Raw genomic sequence first — 1,299 nt, 5'->3', positions numbered from 1 at the left:
TGCAGAACTGTACCAATATGGGATAGAAAATGGTATTGTTGTTGCAGGAAACCTTTTGGCTTCTGGAATATTTGGCATTGTGACGGGGAGACCGGGACTTGTTCTGGTCTTCCTGTTATTTTATGCCTCGTTGAGAAGCTATAGTGGGGGCAGCCACTGTAAGAGTAGAATCGGCTGTTTTTTGATATCAATGGCAATTTTATTTATTCCGGTTTATACATATGAGCCTGTAATGAAAAATGTTCCTAATGCCTTGATTTTATTGATCGGAGTTCTTGCCGTGGTAATTATTATTGTCCTTGCCCCAGTGGAAAGTATCAATAAACCGCTTGATGAGGAAGAAAGAAGGTATTATGCAAGGGTAACACATTGCATAACGGCATTGCAGGTATGTGTTCTTATCATTTTGTTTTGTCTGGATCTGCAAGATTATTTTTATGCTGGGTATGTAAGTATAGTCCTGGTAGCAGTATTTATGGTTATGGGAAAGATTGCAGTGAAACGATATGTGCAATAGAAAAATCTTCTTAAAATGATATATTAAATTTGTGACTGCTTTTACATAAGATTGGGCTAAGATGGGTAGAAATTTACGTTTTGTCGTATTTTGTGTTGAAAAAATCGTACTTCGTGTAAGATATATTGAAAAAAGTAGGAAAAATGATATGGTTATGGTGAAGTAGTAAAAAAGTTATCAATAGTATTTGTAATAGTTTGTATAATTGATTTTTTTGACAGCAAAAGCAACAATGAAAAATGTGCCGTCAAGATGATGGCACATTTTCTATATATATGATATTTATTTAGATAATATGCGGAGTGCTTTATATTTATTTAATGGAAAAATAAAAATTACCGATATAGTAGGAAGATAGGAAGAAGGTGAGTAATATGCTGGAAATTGCTGTTTGTGATGACGATATAGCAGATCTTGAGTGTGCAGTGAATATGCTGCATAAGATTTTTACAGGTCAAAAGATTGCTTATCATATAGAGAAATTTATGTCTGCAAATCAAATGCTTGAAAATATCAGTCGTATTGATATCGGAATTTTAGATATTTCGATGGAAGAACTGAATGGTATTAAACTGGGGAGAAAATTGAAAGAAAAATTTCCAGATGTGAAATTAGTGTATATTACGAGTTATGAAGAATATTGTATGCAGGTCATTAACGAAGTTCATGCATTTTCATTTCTATGTAAACCACTGGAATATGATAAATTGGAATTGCAGATATTGGAACTTCTGAATCAACTGCCGGATGCCATAGTAGAAAAGAATTTTTATAAAGTGACT

2 protein-coding genes are annotated in these 1,299 nt (G+C 33.3%); both read left to right on the top strand.

What is annotated here, in order from left to right; translation table 11 throughout:
• The coding region (locus ROSEINA2194_RS17775) for an accessory gene regulator B family protein (RefSeq protein ID WP_007890261.1) at positions 1-517 on the top strand (517 nt) is incomplete at its 5' end.
• Between the two features lie 374 nt (positions 518-891).
• Positions 892-1,299, top strand: a 408-nt coding sequence (locus ROSEINA2194_RS17770) for a LytR/AlgR family response regulator transcription factor (RefSeq protein ID WP_007890260.1), incomplete at its 3' end; no start/stop codon positions are given.

The sequence above is a fragment of the Roseburia inulinivorans DSM 16841 genome, from assembly GCF_000174195.1.
Classification (GTDB): domain Bacteria; phylum Bacillota; class Clostridia; order Lachnospirales; family Lachnospiraceae; genus Roseburia; species Roseburia inulinivorans.
Note: the sequence above shows the minus strand (reverse complement) of the source record. Positions and strands in the feature narration are given on the sequence as shown.